The sequence below is a fragment of the Arthrobacter sp. DNA4 genome (assembly GCF_024362385.1).
Taxonomy (GTDB): Bacteria; Actinomycetota; Actinomycetes; order Actinomycetales; family Micrococcaceae; genus Arthrobacter.
The window spans coordinates 1,209,766-1,225,476 of the sequence record NZ_CP101466.1; the positions used below are offsets into that span (position 1 = coordinate 1,209,766).

Here is a 15,711-nt window from a genome sequence, read left to right on the forward strand (position 1 = left end):
GCGCTGGGAATCTTCCTGCCGCTCTCGCCCCTGGCCGCGTGCTGGGCTTCGACCCCCTGCCGGTACCGTTCTTCCTGGCGCTGCTGGGCATGGTGGTGGTGTATCTGGTGCTGGTGGAGCTCGCCAAGCAATGGTTCTTCGCCCGCGACGCCCAGCAGCTGCCGGCGCCGCCGCCGCCCGTCCAGCGCCGGCACGCCACCCACCACATCTCCCGGCGGGCGTTCCGGTTCAGCATCCCCGTCAAGGTAGTCCCGTCGGGGGCCGGCACGGGCAGAAGACGCCGGATACGGCGGGACAGGCCTGTCCGTAATCATTAGTCCAATCGCCAATGATGCTTGTTAGCATGGTCGCAGAGACACTGGGGGCTCTTAAATAACGGATCCGGGGTGATGCAGCCCGCCGTGGATGCGCTGATTTTTGGAGCGTAATTTTCATGTGGCGTGAACCTATTAGGCGGCGGACCCGGGAACTCCTGCGGGAGTTTGTAGAGCGGGCGGATGATCTTGTCCGGGCACAGGAACATGTCGAGGGGCTGCTCGGCGCAGTGGTCTCCATGACAGAGGACCTGAGCCTGGAAGCGGTACTGGACCGGTTGGTGCAGTCGGCGTGCGAACTGGTGGGGGCGCGCTACGGGGCCCTGGGCGTCATCGGCGACGACCAACAGCTCAGCCACTTCATCACCGTGGGCATCGATGAAGAAGGTGCCCGGGTCATCGGCGACCTGCCCACAGGCCATGGCGTGCTTGGGGAGCTGATCCGCGAACCCAAGCCGTTGCGACTCCATGACTTGGGCGAGCATCCCATTGCGGTGGGGTTTCCCGCCAACCACCCGCCCATGAGCACCTTCCTGGGTGTACCGGTCCGGGTCCGCAACGAAGTCTTCGGGAACCTCTACCTGACCGAAAAAATCGGTGAGCAGGACTTCACAGGTGAGGACGAGGACCTCGCTGTTGCCCTGGCGGCTGCGGCCGGCGTGGCCATCCAGAACGCAAAGTTGTTCGATGACAGCAGGCGCCGCCAGCGGTGGCTGGAGGCGGGAATGGAAGTCAGCGACCGCTTGAAGGACCAGCCGCGTTCCGATATCGAGAACCTGGACATGATCGCCGAGCACGCCCTCAACGCCTCGGCCTCCGTCCTGTCGCTGATTGCGTCGGTGGGTGCGGACGGAACCATCAGGTGCCGGACCTCGGTGGGCGCCCAGGCGATGCCCGGGGGCCAGGAACTGCCCGCCGCCGCACTCCTGTCTGAAGTGCTGGAGACAGGGGAGTCCCGGGTCCTGGCCGACCCGCTCCTGGTGTTCGATCCGACATCCGCCGAGAAGCTTGGGCCGGTCCTGGTGGCCGCCCTGGGCAGCAACAGTGACGGCCATCGCGACAGCGTCCTCATCCTGGCCAGGGCTGTTGGCGGAACGCGGTATACGGACGTGGATGTTGAGCAAAGCGCCGTATTTGCATCCCGGATAGGCCTGACGCTGGACCTGCTCAAGGCGAACCAGTTGCGCGAAGAGCACGCCCTGTTCATCGACCGGGAACGGATCGCGGCGGACCTGCACGACCTGGTGATCCAGCGTCTCTTCGCTGCCGGGTTGAGCATCCAGGGCCTGCGCCGCTACACCGCGGACCCGCCTGCCCATGAGCGGCGCATCGCCGGGATCACCGCCGAACTGGACGACTGCATCCACCAGCTCCGCGACACCATCTACTCGCTCCAGGCCCGCGAGCCCGGCAAAGAACTTCTCAGCGGCCGCTTGCTGCGCGCTGTGCAGGAAGCCGCGAACGCCGCCGGGTTCCTCCCCAGAATTCAGATTTCAGGCCCCGTGGACGATGTGGTGGACGATGAGGTTGCCGAACAACTGCTGCGGGTGCTGTATGAGGGCGTCAGCAACGCGGTGCGGCATTCCGGATCGGAGGACATCTCCATCCAGCTCGCCGCGCAGGACGGTGAGGTGGTCCTGACCGTCCGCGACACCGGTCGCGGGTTCAAGGACCCTGAGCGGGTCAGCGGGTTGGCCAACATGAAGAACCGGGCCACCCGCCTGGGCGGGGACTGCATTATCGACAGCATCCCCGGCAAAGGCACCAGTGTGACGTGGAGGGCACCCGCTGGCGGCTGAGCGGGCCGTACCGCGGCGGACTCCAGAAGGTTATACGGTGACGGCCGGGACGCAGGTCAGTGCAGCAGTTCCCACGCCCGGGGGATCGGTGCAGGGATCAGGTGACTCCTCCGGCGGAAGCCAAGTTTATGGAGCACGGAGGAAACCGTGGCGGAGACGGTGGCGTCGGGCAGCACCATCTCCTGCCCGATCTGGGGGTTGGTGAGTCCGCGGGCCATGAGGGCAAGGACGTTCCGTTCGGTCCGCGTCATGGCCTTCAGCCAGGGGGCCGAAGCGCTGGCGTACAGGCTCTCGGCCACCCGCTCCCTGACGCTGGGGCCGATGGGTGGGATACCGGCGGCGGTGCTGCGGATGCAGTTGATCAAGGCGTCGTTGTCTCCGATCCGCTTGAGCACGTAGCCTGAAGCGCCTGCCAGGACCACTGCCCGTACGGCGTGCTGTTCGTCCCAGCCGGTAAGGATCAGGCACCGCACGTCAGGAGAGGTGGAGCGCAGGTCGCGGCACACCTCGATGCCAGTGCCGTCCGGCAGCCTGTCGTCCAGCACCACGATGTCCGGTTGCAAAACGTGGATCAGGCGGCGGGCTTCTGCAGCGGACCCGCTTTCGCCCACGACGTCGAAACCAACGTGCTGGAGCAGGTCGCCCAAGCCCCGGCGGACCATTTCGTGGTCGTTGAGGATGAAGACCCGGATGGACGGGACGGGAGACCAGGACTCATCGGGGGGTGCTGCAGGTGTGTTCATGAAGACGCTCTCATCGACTCGATGTCCTCCCCGGCTGCCCTTTCCCTGCAGCCGCCCCTCCGGAAGGACCTCATTAAAACATCGGCACTTACTGCCATTCAATTCCCAGCGCCGTCCCGGAAGAGGCCGGAATCTCCCGGGGGACGCTGCAAACGGCGCAGACGGTGCTGTGCTCCGGCCCGGCCACCCACTGGTGGGACTCCTCCAGCCGGTATTCGTACCGGCCTCCGAGCTTTTGCAGTCGGTTCAGGGCCACGCTGGCAGTTTCCCACGAACCCCAGCGGCCCACCACCCCTCCACTGTCCTTGGAAATGACATTGCACCCGCCGTGCCCGAGCTCGGTGCCGTGCTTCAGGCCGCCTGGCGGTTCGTTGCCGGCGTGTACTGCCTTGTACTCGTCCATGGTTGCCATGTTCCGTACCCTTCTGCCCCGGCTCAGGCGGCCTGCTGCTGTGGCCGGGCGAGGAAGACCTCCAGCGACTGGAGCGTGTCGACTGCGTCCTGGAAGACCGGGTTGCGGTGCGGATGCAGCCGGTGCAGCAGCCCTCCGTTGTATTGGAGCCGGCGGCGTGCGGTGCTGACGGCGCGGACAGCGTGCTTGAGATCTTCAGGACGGCGCGGCAGGACGCTGTTCAGGCACTGGATCGATGCAAGGGCGACGGCCAGGACGTTGGCATCCATTTGCTGGCCCGCTGCCCGGTGCTGCCGCAGCTGGGCGGCGAGACCGTCCCAGATGTCCCGAGCGGCCGCCCGGGCCACCTCTGTCCGGGCCCCGTTTGCGGAGAGTCCCCGGTCCAGGAACGCCTTGTACAGGGGGTCGAACCGGCCGGTCAGCGCTTCTGCCTTCTCCATGTCGTCACCGTCCGGAGCTGATGCCGGGACGAAATTGGACGGGTGGAGAAGCATCGCCCGCCGGCGCGCGGCGTCCGCCTGCGACAGGGGCGCGGGACGGAAGGTGAGGATGTCAGCGGACATGTCGGCCCTTTCAAAATCCAGCAAGCTGGGGTGCGGCTGCATGCCGGCGGGCATCCTTGACGGTGCCTCCGGCGGAAAGTCACTGGGGGTTTCACTGTGGAAAGCCGCTCCGGCCTCGCAATCTGAGGACCCGGACGGTGCCTTTACAAGAATGCCAAGCCTCCCGCGCCCGCTATAGGGCTGAAGGTCCCGTCCTCGAAGCGGGCCACCGGCGATCACCGGGGGCTTTGTGCCCTGTTTCAGGGTCCGGGGCCGCCCTAGCCTGAAACAAGCAGGGCAGTGTAAGGCCGCCTGCCGGATCCGGGAGGCACACGGTGAAATCGGCAAACGCAAGCATCATCGCAGGCGTGATCCTCATTGCCCTGGGCGGCCTGTTGCTCCTGGACCGGCTGGGCGTCATGAACACTTCAGCGTTCGTGGCGCCGCTGATCTTCGCGGCCGTGGCGGTTCTGTTCCTGTCCCTGTTCATCCGGCGCCGGGAGAACTGGTGGGCGGCGATCCCCGGATCCGTGTTCCTGGGCCTGGCCGCGGTCGTCATCGCCACCGAGCTCACAGGAGGAGCCTGGGGTGCGGCCTTCCTCTTCCTCTTCATGGGGGCCGGGTTCGGCGCCGTGTTCGTGCGGGAACCGGGCAATTGGTGGGCGCTGATCCCGTCCGGTGTCATGTTCACGCTGGCAGTCATCGTGGGCCTCCCGCAGGAACTGCAGGGTGCACCCACTGCGGCCGTCCTCTTCCTCGGCCTGGCGGCCACCTTCGGCGTGCTTTCCCTGGTCCCGGTCCGCGTCGATGAGGCCAGCCATTACACGGAACGGATGAAATGGCCGTTGATTCCGGCCGGCATCCTTGCCGTCATGGGCCTCATTTTCGTGCTGCAGGCCATGGCCGTGCTGATCCCGGTGGATTTCGTCTTCCCTGCGGTGATGATCGTGGGCGGCATCGCCCTCATGGTCTACGCCTACCTTGCCCACCGCGATGGCCGCCAGAGGGCCCACGGTCCCGGCCCGCGGGCAGGCTGACTCCGGCACGCTGTGCGGGACCCCCGTCAGGTGCCAGTCCGCGGCCGGGACGGGGCAACGAGCGTGGCCCACAGATGCCAGAGCATGGCCCCGAAGGTGGCGAGGAACGCTGCAACCGCCAGCCACAATTCGGCCCGGCCGATCGCTGCCACCAGGGGCAACTGGTCCGCCCGGCCCAGGTAGATCCCGGCCACGGCGTACATGCCGAGGGGAAAGATGACGCTCCACAGGCCAGGCTCGTAGGACAGCGGCACCCGGTGCAACACGTGGCGCCACCAACCGGCGGCCAGGAGTACCGGGAAGAGCCATGAGGCGAAGGACCAGAACACCACGGAGGCTCCGGCCACCAGCCCGCGTGTGGCATCGACCATGGGCGCACCCGCCATCTCCACGATCCGCGCACCCGCCAGGACGCTGATGGCCATCGCACCCATGGCCACGAAGTACTGGGGGCGGAGGTCCTGCGGCAGGATGGGGTAGGTCATGAGCCGCAGCGAGACTAAGATCCCCACGGCCGCATAGAGGATGAGCCCCACCGACCAGGCGACGACGGCGACGAGTGCCAGGGGCGCGCGCCAGTCGGGGCCCGCGAGTGGCTCGATCGACGCGGCCGCAACCGCCACGGACTGGCTGGCCACGCACCAGATGAACCAGGAGCCGTTGGCATCCTTGACCACGGGCCGCTCGGACCTTCCCAGCACTGCCGTCCACGGCACCACATAGCCGAGCACCACCCAGGCCAGCACGGCAACCGCAAGCAGCACCGCCGTCGCGCCCTGCCATCCCGCCATGCCAAGGCGCGTCCCCAGCACGTTTGTTCCGGCGATGAACGTGAAGAAGCCAAACGCCCGCCCGGGATCCATGAAGTCGCTGCGCACGACGGCGGCGAACCTGGCCAGGCGGAACAGGCTAAGCACAAGAATCAGGAGGTAGGAGAGGGCGCACACCACCAGCACCGCCATGGACATCGCGTGGAAGCCCTCAAGGTCGAGCCCCACGGAGATGATGCCGCTGGCCATGGTGAGCGCGAAGTAGCCGGGGGTGAGCGTCCGGACCGCCTGGCTGGCGCGGGAGCCGAAGGAGTTCCGGGCGTCGGTGGCGGTGTCCATGGCACCAAGCTTAGGGCGGCTCAGAGCCCGCCAGTGCGGTGTTCCGCCTTCGCCTTGATACCGGCCAGCTGGTCGGCCTGGCCGCGCTCGGACATCTTGATGATGAGCGCGTCGACCGCGGCCTCCGCCATGTTCCGGGGGACGGTATCGGACCGGATGCTGAGCCGGGTACCGCCGTCCCCGGGCGCCACCTCCACCCGGAAGACCGGGCCCAATGCCGCCTTGGACGTGAAGTGGCTCTTTGGGACGTACTCGGTGTATTCGTGCGTGGTCTTGAGCGGAATGCCAAGGACTTTCCACGACGCCTGGAACGTGGTCCCCACACCCTCGGGGGTGGTCACCAGGTCCGAGATCTGGACGTCCGGCCCCAGCCAGACCCGCGGATCCTTCACCAATTCGAAGACGTCCTCCAGCGGGGCGGCGATGGTCACGCTGTCAGACCAGGCCAGTGTCTGGCTGAACTTCGCCTCGCTGGCGTGCGGGACCGTCTTCTTCCCGGTCTCCAGCAGGCTCTTGACGTTGGCCACCATGCCCTGGATGTCGTCTTCGGTCAGTCTGGCAAACAATGCCTGGGCGGGAACCCGGACCAGGGGTGCATCGATTTCCAGGGCTGACTCGACGGCCAGTTCGGTGCCGCTTCCATTGAGCGGTTCCAGGGAAAACGTGATGACAGGCCCCACGGACGCCTTGGATACGATGCGCTTGTTGGGCATCACCTCCCGGTACTCGTGGGTCACGTGCATGGGAATGCCCCACGCCTTGGCGGACCAGCGCGCGGACGTGCCCACGCCGTCGGGTTTGATGTCCAGGTTGGTGACGTCGCTGTCTCCGGGGAAGGCCGTCATCCAGTTTGTCGGGTCGCTCAGGAAGGTGAAGACCGTTTCCACGGGGGCCTTGATCACGGTGCTCCGGAGAATAGTCCTGGTCATGTCCTGTCTCCTTTCCGGCAGGGCGGGATTCCTGCATTGTCCCTTCCAGTGCAGTCCCCGGGGCGCCGCAGAAACAGAGGAAAAGGTCCCAGCCGGCAGCTACGACGCTGCCTGTGCCCGTGCCCGTGCCCAGTGCGCACCCAGCAGCGCGGCAACCCGCTCCGGCTCCGCACGGTGCGGCGGGTCGAAATGGTGCTTACCGGGAAACACCTCCAGCCGGAAATCAGGGAAGACGCGGGCCAGGCGCCCAGCGTTGTCCCCCTGCTCATCCGGGCTGCTCATGCCGCCCAGCACAAAGAGCACCGGTTTATCGAAGGCAGCCAGCTTACCGCGGTCCAGGGCATAGGTGTTGAACGCATGCAGGAAGGCGCTGATCCCCGCCGGGCGCCTGGCCATCCACGGCGGCGGCGGGCCCGGCGGCGGAGGCGGCAGGACGGCGTCGGGCTTCACCTGCAGCCTCATGAAGGCGGCCATGAATTCCTCCTGCGGCAAGTCGCCCAGTTCGCCGTACCGGTGCCACAGCCGCGTGTGCTCCGGGCTCCAGTCCCAGGTGCCCGCCCAGGCTGGCTCGAGCAGGGCCAGGCTCAGCAGCCGTTCCGGGTGCCGGGCCGTGAGTGCCAGGGCCGCTGCGCCACCACCGGAATACCCCAGCAGATGGAAGGTGTCCCAGCCGCGGGCGTCCGCCTCGCGAAGCACGCCGTCCGCTTCGGTATCCAGGCTCCAGCCCGGCGGGGGAGTATCACCCGCATAGAGCTCAAGGTCCTTGGCCACGGCCTCAACGGTGCCTCCCAGTGCCGCCAGCAGCGCGCCGTATGCGGGGCCGGCGGGGAGGACGCTGCCGGGCAGGAGGATGACCCGGAACGGTTCCATGGCAAGGGCTCCTTCAGGCCGCACGGCAACGGTGCGCCGCCGATGTGCTGGTTTCCTTCGGGGGTGCTGCAGGGGCGGACACGGTTACTTCGCCGCCGCTCCGCGGGCCCCGGTTTTGGTGGCCCGGGCCTTGGCTTCCTTAGGCGGCAGGGTGGCGACGTAGGCCAGGGCCTTTTCGGCCCAGGCCCGCGCCCGGGTGTCATCGCCGTCGCCCTCTTCATTCCACACCTCCGGCAGTCCGGTGTAGCCACCCATGGGCCTGTCCGAACGTCACGGTCCGTTCGGAGGACTCCAGCAGTTCCTTGTCCTCGCGGGAGAGCTTCACACCAATGGTGGACCCGAACAGCCCGGCGAACATGTTGCCGTTGACGAACGCTCCCAGGTTGCCGAACATCGGCTTCACCACAACTCCGGGATGGCTGGGAACCACGCGGCGGAACCGCTCTTTTTCTTCCTCGGTTGCCTTGGGCATTTCCATGGCGTCACCTTCCGGTGGCAGGGTTTTTCCGCAGATCTGGATGCAGGATATGCCCGTTCGGTGCCGCCGTCGAGGGCTGGCCGCCACCCCGGTGCAGCAGGCAAGAATTCCGCCCCTGAGCAGGTCAAACTTCACGGCTGAGTGCTATACCTAACCGTAGGCAACTAAAATTTGGCTGCCTGGCGAAGGGCGAATTCCGAGGATCCGGGGGCTTCCCCGGAGGGTTGGAGGCGATGGTGCTGACAACTCCAGGGCCGGCCCCGGCTGGACGCAGCACGCGGCCGGGCCGGAAGCACCTGGGCGGGCTGGCCCTCGCTGCGCTCACCCTGCTCACCGGCTGCAGCGGCGGCACCAGCCAGTCAGTGTCCACGGCACTCAAGGACAGTTCCTCCGCCGTCGCCACCGCCCGCATCGCGCTCCGCCAGGACATGGACGGCAAACTGACCCGTGCCGCCACCTCCACCACGCTTGACGATGAGCTCAAGGAGATCCAGACCAGCCGGGGCACGGTCCTGAAGCTCTCCCCGGCCACCCAGGAGGACCGCGAGACCCAGAAGCAGGCGCTGGACGTGCTGGACCAGTGCGCCGCCGGCTTTGCCACGGCACGCGCCGCGTTGGCAGCGAACGACGGCGGCACCCCCTCCGTGTCCGACGGGGACAAGGCGCTCGCCGGCGCGCAGGACGCCCTCAAGCAGCTCGAAGGCAAGGTGGGGTCCCAATGAAGGCTGAACCGTGAAGCGGCTCCTGGGCGTCGCGCTCGGGATCCTCACCGCCATCGGCGGGTTTGTGGACATCGGGGACCTGGTGACCAACGCCGTCGTCGGATCCCGCTTCGGCCTGTCCCTGGTGTGGGTGGTGGCTGTGGGTGTGGTGGGGATCTGCCTGTTCGCCAACATGTCCGGCCGGGTGGCGGCGGTGTCCGGCCGGGCTACGTTCGAGGTGATCCGCGAACGGCTGGGACCGCGGGCCGGGCTGGCCAACCTTTCGGCGTCGTTCCTGATCAACCTGATGACCGTGACGGCTGAGATCGGCGGCGTTGCCCTGGCCCTGCAGCTGGCCAGCAGCGTGTACTACCTGCTGTGGATTCCCGTGGCGGCGCTGGCAGTGTGGCTGGTGGTCTGGCGGGTCCGGTTCACCATCATGGAAAACGTCACGGGCCTGCTGGGGCTGACCCTGATCATCTTTGCGGTGGCACTGTTCCTGCTCAAGCCGGACTGGGCCGCGCTGGCCGGACAGCTGGCGCCTGCCGTGCCGGAACAGGAAACGGTGTGGACATACAGCTATTACGCCATCGCCCTGTTCGGCGCGGCCATGACCCCGTATGAGGTGTTCTTCTTCTCCTCCGGTGCCGTGGAGGAGGGGTGGAAGGTGAAGGACCTGCTCCAGGAGCGGATCAACGTCCTGGTGGGATTCCCGCTGGGCGGCCTGCTGTCCGTCGCCATCGCCGCGTGCGCCGCCGTCGTCCTGCTGCCGGCCGGAATCTCGGTGACGTCGCTGTCCCAGGTGGTCCTGCCCGTTGCGGAGGGCGCCGGGAAGATCGGGCTGGCGCTGGTCCTGGTGGGGATCGTGGCGGCGACGTTCGGTGCGGCGCTGGAAACCACGCTCTCCAGCGGCTACACCCTGGCCCAGTTTTTTGGCTGGTCCTGGGGCAAGTTCCGCCGCGGAGGCCGCCCGCTTCCACCTGGCCATGATCGTGTGCCTGTTGGTGGGCATCGCGGTCCTGGCTACAGGCGTGGATCCCGTGCTGGTCACCGAATATTCGGTGGTGTTCTCGGCCATCGCCCTGCCCCTGACCTACCTGCCCATCCTCATCGTGGCCAACGATCCCGAGTACATGCGCGAGCATGTCAACGGGCGGGTTGTCAATGTCCTGGGCATGGTCTACCTGGTGATCATCCTGGTGGCCTCCATCGCCGCCATCCCCCTCATGATCGTGACAGGAGCCGGTTCATGACATCCTCACCCGACCCGCTGCTTCCGGCCCCGCAGGTGGCCGGCCGCGTCCTGGACGCCCAGTTGCACCTGCTGGACCGGCAGGTTTTGGACCACGACGGCGTCCCGGTCACCACCGTCGACGACCTCGAGCTGAGCGGGCCCGCAGTGGACGTGGAGATTGAAGCGGGGACGGCGGCGCCGGTCGTCACTGCATTGCTGACGGGGTCGGTGCTGGGGACGCGCATCTTTGGCGGGAGGCCGCCGTCGTCCCGGCTGATCCGGATCCCGTGGAAGGACGTGGCGGAGGTGGGCGTGGTGCTGCGGCTTGGCATCAGCGGGGAGCCGCTGGACGCGAGCTGGGTGGAGCGGTGGGTCCGGGACAAGATCATTGCGCGCATTCCGGGAGGCCGCCATGATCCTCGGTGACCTGCTGGGCACCCCCGTTCATGATGCCGACGGCGGGAGGCTGGGCCGGGTGGCAGATGTCCGGTTCGTCCTGGACGGCACCCCGCATCAGCTGATGGCGGAGGCGCGCCTGCTGGGGCTGGTCGTCGGCCCGCACAGCACGGCCTCCTTCATGGGCTACGACCGGAACGGCCTCACGCGGCCCCGGCTGGTGGCCCGGATCCTCCGCTGGCGGCACCGCGGATCCTTCCTGGTGCTGTGGGAGGACATCGCCCTGGTGGGCTCACACTCGGTCCGGCTACGGCCCGGGTTCACCCGCTACAGCCCGGCGCTGCAGGACACTGCGAAGGGATAGGACGGAGTTGAACAGGCCTGCAATTAGGCGTGCGGCGGATCTCCTGTAGAGTTGACCCTGTTGTTGTGTTTATGCAGTTGGTAGTTCAGGCAGTACGCACGGTCGAAAGTCCGTGTTCTTCTGAAGTAGCGGTTTTTGAACACCCCACGCCGGAGGGCCCGAAAGTCGGGACGTTCCCTCCACCTTCACGAAGGACAAGAATAATGGCTACTGGTACCGTCAAATGGTTTAACGCTGAAAAGGGCTTCGGCTTCATCTCCCCGGACGACTCCTCGCAGGACGTTTTCGCGCACTACTCCGCGATCAACTCCTCCGGCTTCCGCTCCCTCGAAGAGAACCAGAAGGTTTCCTTCGACACCGAGCAGGGCCCCAAGGGTCCCCAGGCCACCAACATCCAGGCTCTCTAATTTCCTAGGGATCCGGGACCGTTAGGTTTCAAAAGCAGGGCTTGCCGTTTCGCGGCAAGCCCTGCTTTTTTGTTAACCCGGGCCTTTTGTGGTCCGCTCCCAGGCCCTCGATTTTGCCTCCTCGACAAAGTTCAGTTGAAGGAGCAATCTGTTTAGTGCGTACGTACGCAGCGTGCCAACCCCACGCCCACGGCGGCGTTTGGAAAACTCCAACCAGCGCGGCACCAGTTGGGGTGGTGCATGTCCGGCACGATGCTCGGTAAGCCCGGCTGCCTGCGCTCCCCGGCATCGGCAGCCGGCACTTTCACTCCGATAATCAGTGGCCGGTTCGGCCCCATGAGCAGTGACTTGAATCGGCCATAGCTGTATACCGGCTGATGGCCGGTTGCCGTTCAAGGAAGCATTGCTATGAAGAGTAGTCGGGGAAGCAATTCCAGATTCAAGACACTGGCGTTTATCGTTGCCTTCGCTGTTTCGCTGCTGGCCTCAATGGCTGCAGCAGGCCCCGCCTCGGCGGGCCAATTGGGCCACCGGACGTGGCAGGTCCAGGTGGGCTCTGAGTCCCGCAACCAGGCAATCCAGGGCATGCAGTTCCTCCCCTCGGAGATTTTCATCAACGAGCAGGACACCATTACGTGGGAGGCCAACTCCGCGGAGATCCACACAGTGACATTCCTGGCGTCGGGACAGCCGTTGCAGCCATTCGATCCATTCAACAACGATGAGTTGTTGAAGCGCGGAGGGGACAGCTACGACGGGCATTCGTACTACAACTCGGGCCTCCTGGCCAACGTTGACGTGCCCGGCTTCCCGGACGCCAGGAGTTACAGCCTGGCGTTCCCGCGCGAAGGCGACTTCACCTACTACTGCCTGGTCCACGGCATGGTGATGAAGGGGACGGTACACGTCCGTGAGCAGGGGACTGACTATCCGTACAGCCAGTCAGACTACGACAAGTCATCGCGGGCCGAGGAGCGGTCCATCCTGCGGGACGGACGCGAGCTCACCGCGGACCTGGCGGACCAGGCCAACAGCCACAGGGTGATCGCAGGCGGTGACGACGGCGTTGCGATGGTCATGCGCTTCGTGCGGCCCGCCGTGACGGTGCATGTGGGCGATACCGTCGTGTTCGCCAATACCGGCATGGACGCTCCCCACACCGTTACGTTTGGTACCGAACCGGCGAACATTTTCGCCCCGTCCGGCGATCCGACGCATTTCACCGGGGGCAACCTCAACTCGGGCATCATGTGGCCCGGCGCTGAGTTCGCGGTGACGTTCCAGACAAAGGGCACCTTTGATTACATCTGTGCACTCCATGACTACATGGGCATGGTGGGCAAGGTGAAGGTCGTCGACTGACGCCTGGTTTCCACGCGGTCCGGTTGGGGCGGTTGCCCCGGCCGGACCGCTTTGCGTGTCCCCAGTCAGTGCAGCCCCATCGCCTCGCGCACTTCGTCGAGGATGTGGTGCATGGCGCGTTCTGCCACGGCAGTGTCTCCGCCGGCCACGGCGGCTGCCACATCCTCGTGTGCCTGCAGCGCCTCGGCCCGCGGCTTGAACGGCATGAGCCCCTGCCGGGTGCGGCTGGTCAGGACCTCCGCCACCATTCCCTCCAGCGCCCGGAACATTTCGTTGCCGCAGCTGCGCAGCAGCAGTTGGTGGAACGCGATGTCGGCGGCAAGGAAAGCCTGCAGGTCCCCGGCTTCCCCCAGCCGGCGGAGGTCCCCGGCCAGGGAGACCAGCTGTGCGCGTTCGGCGGCGCTGGCCCGGCGTGCGGCGCCGGCGGCAGCGATGGGCTCGACGGCGATGCGCAGCTCGGTGAGGCTGCTGTACTGCAGCTCCCGCCGGTCCGAGGCCAGCCGCCACCGCACCAGCTTCGGGTCGAAGACATTCCATAGCGACGGGTCCTGCACCACGATGCCCACCCGCCGCCGGGAGTAGACCAGGTTCATTGACTCCAGGACTTTCATGGTGTCCCGGGCAACGGTGCGCGAAATTCCGTAGTCGTGCTGCAGGCCCTCAAGGGTAAGCCTGCTTCCCGGCGTGAGGCGCCCGGAGGCGACAGCGACCCCCACCGCCTCCAGCACCCGTTCGTGCATGGCCGGGGAGGACCCGCCGTCGTGCATTTCATCGCCATCCTGGACTGTCGCCGTCGACATTCTTTCCCCGTTCGCTCATGCGCCGCTGCGCCCTCCCAGAATACCGGGGATTGGACCAAAGGTATGACTTGTGACACGAATAGATAGCATCTTTTGGACAGAAAGGTGATACCTTATCGCTTGGCCCGTTTCAGACGGGTCCACCGCGAGCTTCTTCGAAAGCCAAAGACGTCTTCTCCGGAGGTATGACATGCAGTATCCAGCCACGCACCTCGTGGTCATGGGCGTTGCCGGTTCCGGCAAATCCACCCTGGCCGCGGCCCTTTCCCGCCAATTGGGCTGGGCATGCGCCGAAGCGGACGAATTCCACCCCGCCGCAAACATCGCCAAGATGAGCCAGGGCATCCCCCTCCAGGACGAAGACCGCTGGCCGTGGCTGGAGGAGATCCGTGACTGGATGACCGCCCAGGCTGCCGCCGGCAAGAGCACGGTCCTTACCTGTTCCGCGCTCAAGCGTGGCTACCGCGAGCTGTTGTCCGGCGCCCAGGGCCGGGTCATCTTCCTCCACCTGGACGGCGGGGCGGACCTGATCAGCGAGCGCATGCAGGGCCGGGAAGGGCATTTCATGCCGCCTACGCTGCTGCCCAGCCAGCTGGCTACCCTGGAGCCGCTGACCCAGGAAGAGATCGCCGCCGGCAGTCTCCGCCTCGACATCTCGCGCTCACCCGAAGAGCTGGTCGCCGCCGTCGTACAGGCCCTCAACCTCCCCACCGGCCAGGCGCCCGGCGCGTCCTGACCCCCCAAATCCCCAACCCTGTTTCAAAGGAGAACCATGACCATCGAAGGATGGACCCAGACGATGGGCGCAGGTCCGTTGCTGCTCATCGCCGCGGCGGCAATTCTCGTGCTGCTGTTCCTGATCATCCGGCTGCGGATCCACGCCCTGATCGCCCTGATCCTCATCAGCCTCGCCACGGCCTTCGCCACGGGAATCCCCGCCAACAAGGTGGTACCCGTCCTGGTTGACGGCTTTGGCACCACCCTGGGGACCGTGGCCCTGCTGGTGGGCCTGGGCGCGATGCTCGGCCGAATCGTGGAAACCAGCGGCGGCGCCAAGGTCCTGGCCGACTACCTGATCGGCATCTTCGGTGAAAAACGCGCCCCGTTCGCCCTGGGCCTGGCATCACTGATCTTCGGCTTCCCCATCTTCTTCGACGCCGGCCTGGTGGTCATGCTGCCCGTGGTCTTCGCCGTCGCCCACCGCCTGGGCGGGGGAGTACTCCGCTACGGCCTGCCCGCCGCCGGCGCCTTCTCGGTGATGCACATCTTCCTGCCGCCGCACCCGGGCCCCGTCTCCGCTGCCGCCTTCTTCGACGCGAACATCGGCCTGGTGCTCATTGCCGGCCTCATCACCGCCATCCCCACGTGGTACGTCACCGCCTACCTCTACGGCCTGTACACGGGCAAGAAGCTGGTCCTCCCCGTCCCCGAAATCCTGGGCCACGCCAGCGCCGAGGCCGAGGCGCACCCTCCCCGGTTCCGCACCATCATCGGCCTGCTGCTCCTGCCGCTGGTGCTGATCTTCCTCAACACCGGCCTGAACACCCTGGCTTCCTCCGGTGCGCTGGATGAGTCCGTCAAGAAGGAACAGTGGTTCCAGGTCCTGCGCACCATCGGTGAAACCCCGGTAGCCCTGCTCATCGCAGTGCTTGCGGCGCTGTTCGTGCTGGGAACCCGACGGGGCCGCGACGCCGGTGCCCTGGAGAAGCTGCTCGAGTCCTCCCTGGGGCCGGTCTGCTCCGTCATCCTGATCACCGGTGCCGGCGGCATGTTCGGCGGCGTCCTGCGCACCTCCGGCATCGGCAAGGCGCTGGCGGACGTGCTGGGCAACGTGGGCATCCCGCTGATCCTGGCCGGGTTCCTGATCTCCGCCATCCTGCGCATTGCCCAGGGCTCAGCCACCGTCGCACTGACCACCACCGCCGGCCTGATTGCTCCCGCCGTGGCGGGTGGCGGCCTGAACGGCATGCAGATCGCCGCCATGGTCATCGCCGTGGCCGCCGGATCCGTGGTGGTGTCCCACGTCAACGACTCAGGCTTCTGGCTGGTGGGCCGCTTCTTCGGGATGGACGTCAAGACCACCCTGAAGACCTGGACCGTCATGGAAACCCTCATCGGCGTGATGGGCTTCGCCGTCGCCGCCGTCATCTTCCTGGTGGCCGTCGCGGTGGGCTGACCCCTCCTGTCCGGGAGCACGGCGGGGCGGCTGGTGGG

The 15,711-nt window shown here is 66.5% G+C and carries 17 protein-coding genes and 2 pseudogenes; 11 read left to right on the forward strand and 8 right to left on the reverse strand.

The annotated features are described in order from the left end of the window. Positions 1-38 precede the first annotated feature (38 nt). Both NMQ03_RS05675 and NMQ03_RS05680 read left to right on the forward strand, forming a co-directional pair. Positions 39-317, forward strand: a complete 279-nt coding sequence (locus NMQ03_RS05675) for a hypothetical protein (RefSeq protein ID WP_255174774.1) — start codon at positions 39-41, stop codon at positions 315-317. A gap of 116 nt (positions 318-433) precedes the next feature. Then, positions 434-2,113 carry a GAF domain-containing sensor histidine kinase gene (locus NMQ03_RS05680; protein WP_255174775.1) on the forward strand — a complete coding sequence of 560 codons (1,680 nt, stop codon included), beginning with the start codon at positions 434-436 and terminating at the stop codon, positions 2,111-2,113. A gap of 56 nt (positions 2,114-2,169) precedes the next feature. On the opposite strand, the gene NMQ03_RS05685 is transcribed toward NMQ03_RS05680, so the two are convergent. The 3 genes from NMQ03_RS05685 to NMQ03_RS05695 all read right to left on the reverse strand — a co-directional run bounded on the left by NMQ03_RS05685 (position 2,170) and on the right by NMQ03_RS05695 (position 3,873). Next, positions 2,170-2,856: a response regulator transcription factor gene (locus NMQ03_RS05685; protein WP_255174776.1), complete on the reverse strand. Its 687-nt coding sequence runs from the start codon at positions 2,854-2,856 to the stop codon at positions 2,170-2,172. Positions 2,857-2,944: 88 nt separating this feature from the next. Further along, positions 2,945-3,268, reverse strand: coding sequence for a hypothetical protein (locus NMQ03_RS05690; protein WP_255174777.1), 324 nt, complete (start codon positions 3,266-3,268; stop codon positions 2,945-2,947). 23 nt (positions 3,269-3,291) lie between these two features. After that, positions 3,292-3,873 carry a hypothetical protein gene (locus tag NMQ03_RS05695; protein ID WP_255174778.1) on the reverse strand — a complete coding sequence of 194 codons (582 nt, stop codon included), beginning with the start codon at positions 3,871-3,873 and terminating at the stop codon, positions 3,292-3,294. 272 nt (positions 3,874-4,145) lie between these two features. Between NMQ03_RS05695 and NMQ03_RS05700 the strand changes: the two genes are divergently transcribed. Then, positions 4,146-4,847 carry a hypothetical protein gene (locus NMQ03_RS05700; protein WP_255174779.1) on the forward strand — a complete coding sequence of 234 codons (702 nt, stop codon included), beginning with the start codon at positions 4,146-4,148 and terminating at the stop codon, positions 4,845-4,847. A gap of 26 nt (positions 4,848-4,873) precedes the next feature. On the opposite strand, the gene NMQ03_RS05705 is transcribed toward NMQ03_RS05700, so the two are convergent. The 4 genes and pseudogenes from NMQ03_RS05705 to NMQ03_RS05720 form a co-directional block, all read right to left on the reverse strand. Beyond that, positions 4,874-5,956 (reverse strand): tellurite resistance/C4-dicarboxylate transporter family protein, encoded by a 1,083-nt coding sequence (locus NMQ03_RS05705; RefSeq protein ID WP_255174780.1) that lies wholly within the window; start codon positions 5,954-5,956, stop codon positions 4,874-4,876. A 20-nt stretch (positions 5,957-5,976) separates the two neighbouring features. Beyond that, positions 5,977-6,885: an SRPBCC family protein gene (locus tag NMQ03_RS05710; RefSeq protein WP_255174781.1), complete on the reverse strand. Its 909-nt coding sequence runs from the start codon at positions 6,883-6,885 to the stop codon at positions 5,977-5,979. A gap of 99 nt (positions 6,886-6,984) precedes the next feature. Beyond that, positions 6,985-7,755, reverse strand: coding sequence for an alpha/beta fold hydrolase (locus NMQ03_RS05715; RefSeq protein ID WP_255174782.1), 771 nt, complete (start codon positions 7,753-7,755; stop codon positions 6,985-6,987). Between the two features lie 84 nt (positions 7,756-7,839). Beyond that, positions 7,840-8,233: pseudogene (locus NMQ03_RS05720) on the reverse strand (TfoX/Sxy family protein). A 233-nt stretch (positions 8,234-8,466) separates the two neighbouring features. On the opposite strand from NMQ03_RS05720, the gene NMQ03_RS05725 reads away from it, so the two are divergent. The 6 genes and pseudogenes from NMQ03_RS05725 to NMQ03_RS05750 all read left to right on the forward strand — a co-directional run bounded on the left by NMQ03_RS05725 (position 8,467) and on the right by NMQ03_RS05750 (position 12,697). Next, entirely contained in the window at positions 8,467-8,955 is a 489-nt protein-coding gene (locus tag NMQ03_RS05725) for a hypothetical protein (RefSeq protein WP_255174783.1), read from the forward strand. A gap of 10 nt (positions 8,956-8,965) precedes the next feature. Continuing rightward, a pseudogene (locus tag NMQ03_RS05730) lies at positions 8,966-10,187 on the forward strand (Nramp family divalent metal transporter). Continuing rightward, positions 10,184-10,594, forward strand: coding sequence for a hypothetical protein (locus NMQ03_RS05735; RefSeq protein ID WP_255174784.1), 411 nt, complete (start codon positions 10,184-10,186; stop codon positions 10,592-10,594). The pseudogene NMQ03_RS05730 and the gene NMQ03_RS05735 overlap by 4 nt, the downstream one beginning before the upstream one ends. Then, positions 10,581-10,928 carry a PRC-barrel domain-containing protein gene (locus NMQ03_RS05740; protein ID WP_255174785.1) on the forward strand — a complete coding sequence of 116 codons (348 nt, stop codon included), beginning with the start codon at positions 10,581-10,583 and terminating at the stop codon, positions 10,926-10,928. The genes NMQ03_RS05735 and NMQ03_RS05740 overlap by 14 nt, the downstream gene beginning before the upstream one ends. Before the next feature lie 203 nt (positions 10,929-11,131). Continuing rightward, on the forward strand, positions 11,132-11,335 hold the full coding sequence (locus NMQ03_RS05745; RefSeq protein WP_015936345.1) for a cold-shock protein: 204 nt from the start codon (positions 11,132-11,134) through the stop codon (positions 11,333-11,335). A 408-nt stretch (positions 11,336-11,743) separates the two neighbouring features. Beyond that, positions 11,744-12,697: a plastocyanin/azurin family copper-binding protein gene (locus NMQ03_RS05750; protein WP_255174786.1), complete on the forward strand. Its 954-nt coding sequence runs from the start codon at positions 11,744-11,746 to the stop codon at positions 12,695-12,697. Positions 12,698-12,762: 65 nt separating this feature from the next. Here NMQ03_RS05750 and NMQ03_RS05755 read toward each other — a convergent pair whose 3' ends face one another. Then, positions 12,763-13,497, reverse strand: a complete 735-nt coding sequence (locus NMQ03_RS05755) for a FadR/GntR family transcriptional regulator (RefSeq protein WP_255174787.1) — start codon at positions 13,495-13,497, stop codon at positions 12,763-12,765. Between the two features lie 190 nt (positions 13,498-13,687). Here NMQ03_RS05755 and NMQ03_RS05760 point away from each other — a divergent pair, with 190 nt between their 5' ends. Next, positions 13,688-14,233: a gluconokinase gene (locus NMQ03_RS05760; RefSeq protein WP_255174788.1), complete on the forward strand. Its 546-nt coding sequence runs from the start codon at positions 13,688-13,690 to the stop codon at positions 14,231-14,233. A 36-nt stretch (positions 14,234-14,269) separates the two neighbouring features. Then, positions 14,270-15,673, forward strand: a complete 1,404-nt coding sequence (locus tag NMQ03_RS05765) for a GntP family permease (RefSeq protein WP_255174789.1) — start codon at positions 14,270-14,272, stop codon at positions 15,671-15,673. Positions 15,674-15,711: the final 38 nt, after the last annotated feature.